2 rRNA genes (1 of these 2 cut by a window edge) are annotated in these 3,068 nt (G+C 53.2%); both read left to right on the forward strand.

Annotated features, from left to right (window positions below):
* A 23S ribosomal RNA gene (locus tag BMX92_RS26565) occupies window positions 1–2,782 on the forward strand (it extends 27 nt beyond the left edge of the window).
* 129 nt (window positions 2,783–2,911) lie between these two features.
* Window positions 2,912–3,026: ribosomal RNA gene (gene rrf / locus BMX92_RS26570) — 5S ribosomal RNA — on the forward strand.
* The last annotated feature ends 42 nt before the right edge of the window (window positions 3,027–3,068 follow it).

Raw genomic sequence — 3,068 nt, forward strand, 5'->3', positions numbered from 1 at the left:
TGCCTTGGCATGTACAGGCGATGAAGGACGTGGCACGCTGCGATAAGCGTGGGGGAGCTGTGAGCAAGCTTTGATCCCGCGATTTCCGAATGGGACAACCCACCTTCACCATTTAAGACTGGTCCAGAGCAATCTGGCCCCGTGTTAAATGGGAGAGGTATCACTAAGCTGAATAAAATAGGCTTTGGTGAGGCGAACCCGGAGAACTGAAACATCTCAGTACCCGGAGGAAAAGACATCAACCGAGATTCCGTTAGTAGTGGCGAGCGAACGCGGACCAGGCCAGTGCCTGGGATATAGTTAGCAGAACAGTCTGGAAAGTCTGGCCATAGCGGGTGACAGCCCCGTATGCGAAAATGATATCTCAGGACTTGAGTAGGGCGGAGCACGTGAAACTCTGTCTGAACATGGGGGGACCACCCTCCAAGCCTAAATACTCGTACATGACCGATAGTGAACCAGTACCGTGAGGGAAAGGTGAAAAGCACCCCGATGAGGGGAGTGAAACAGTACCTGAAACCGGATGCCTACAAGCAGTGGGAGGGTCCCAATATCTTCGGATAGGCGAGACCTGACCGCGTACCTCTTGCATAATGGGTCTGTGACTTAGTGTATCAAGCAAGCTTAAGCCGTTAGGTGTAGGCGCAGCGAAAGCGAGTCTGAATAGGGCGACCATAGTTTGATGCATTAGACCCGAAACCCGGCGATCTATGCATGACCAGGTTGAAGGTGCGGTAACACGCACTGGAGGACCGAACCGTTCAATGTTGAAAAATTGTCGGATGAGTTGTGCTTAGGGGTGAAAGGCCAATCAAGCCGGGAAATAGCTGGTTCTCCGCGAAATCTATTGAGGTAGAGCGTCGAATATTTGCCGTTGGGGGTAGAGCACTGGATGGTTGCGGGGGTCGCGAGATCTACCAATACTAACCAAACTCCGAATACCAACGAGTCTAGTTCGGCAGACAGACGGCGGGTGCTAAGGTCCGTCGTCAAAAGGGAAACAGCCCTAACCTACAGCTAAGGTCCCCAAGTCATCACTAAGTGGGAAAGCATGTGGGATTTCCAAAACAACCAGGAGGTTGGCTTAGAAGCAGCCATCCTTTAAAGAAAGCGTAACAGCTCACTGGTCTAAACAAGAGATCCTGCGGCGAAGATGTAACGGGGCTAAAGTGATGCACCGAAGCTTAGGGTTCAGTCTTTGACTGAGCGGTAGCGGAGCGTTCCGTAGGCCGTTGAAGCGATCTGGTAATGGGTCGTGGAGGTATCGGAAGTGCGAATGCAGACATGAGTAGCGATTAACAGTGTGAGATGCACTGTCGCCGAAATTCCAAGGGTTCCTGCTTAAAGCTAATCTGAGCAGGGTAAGCCGGCCCCTAAGACGAGCCCGAAGGGGGTAGTCGATGGGAACCACGTTAATATTCGTGGGCCTGGTGGTGTGTGACGGATGGCGTAACTTGTTCGGCCTTATTGGATTGGTCCGGGCAGGGAAGTTGTCCCAGGAAATAGCCCCACCGTATAGACCGTACCCTAAACCGACACAGGTGGAATGGTAGAGTATACCAAGGCGTTTGAGAGAAGTATCCTGAAGGAACTCGGCAAATTGCCTCCGTACCTTCGGAAGAAGGAGGCCCCACATCAAGGCAACTTTTTGTGGGGGGCACAGGCCAGGGGGTAGCGACTGTTTAGCAAAAACACAGGGCTCTGCTAAGTCGGCTTCAAGACGACGTATAGGGCCTGACGCCTGCCCGGTGCCTGAAGGTTAAGAGGAGGAGTGCAAGCTCTGAATTGAAGCCCAGGTAAACGGCGGCCGTAACTATAACGGTCCTAAGGTAGCGAAATTCCTTGTCGGGTAAGTTCCGACCTGCACGAATGGCGTAACGACTTCCCCACTGTCTCCAGGATATGCTCAGCGAAATTGAATTCTCCGTGAAGATGCGGAGTACCCGCGGTTAGACGGAAAGACCCCGTGCACCTTTACTGCAACTTCAGAGTGGCATTAGGAAAGAGCTGTGTAGCATAGGTGGGAGGCTTTGAAGCATCGACGCCAGTTGATGTGGAGCCATAGGTGAAATACCACCCTGCTGTTTTCTGATGTCTAACCTCGCACCGTTATCCGGTGCAGGGACCCTCTGTGGTGGGTAGTTTGACTGGGGCGGTCGCCTCCTAAAGAGTAACGGAGGCGCGCGATGGTGGGCTCAGGACGGTTGGAAACCGTCTGTTAGAGTGCAATGGCATAAGCCCGCCTGACTGCGAGACTGACAAGTCGAGCAGAGACGAAAGTCGGTCATAGTGATCCGGTGGTCCCTCGTGGAAGGGCCATCGCTCAACGGATAAAAGGTACGCCGGGGATAACAGGCTGATGATTCCCAAGAGCTCATATCGACGGAATCGTTTGGCACCTCGATGTCGGCTCATCACATCCTGGGGCTGGAGCAGGTCCCAAGGGTTTGGCTGTTCGCCAATTAAAGTGGTACGTGAGCTGGGTTCAGAACGTCGCGAGACAGTTTGGTCCCTATCTGCCGTGGGCGTCGAAATTTGAGAGGAGTTGACCCTAGTACGAGAGGACCGGGTTGAACATACCTCTGGTGTACCAGTCGTCCTGCCAAGGGCGCAGCTGGGTAGCTATGTATGGACGGGATAACCGCTGAAAGCATCTAAGCGGGAAGCCTCCCTCAAGATAAGATTTCATCGAGCCGTCGTAGACCACGACGTTGATAGGTCGGATGTGGAAGTGCGGTAACGCATGGAGCTAACCGATCCTAATTGCTCTGTTCGCGCTTAAGAGTCCCACCATCAACGACAGCCTTGATCATCAAGCTGTCGTCGATCGAAGGTCGTTAAGCCAGCCAGAATATCTTACCTCCATAATGTGCACGGACATCGATTGAAAAACAAAGCGCCAGCTCTATTGCTTGGTGACCATAGCGTCAGTGACCCACCCGATCCCTTCCCGAACTCGGACGTGAAACCTGACTGCGCCAATGGTACTGTGGCTCAAGCCCCGGAAGAGTAGGGCGTCGCCAGGCATTATAGCTCGCGCTTTGTTACACACGCACAAAACCCATTCA

It is taken from the genome of Sphingobium sp. YR768 (assembly GCF_900111125.1).
Lineage (GTDB): Bacteria > Pseudomonadota > Alphaproteobacteria > Sphingomonadales > Sphingomonadaceae > Sphingobium.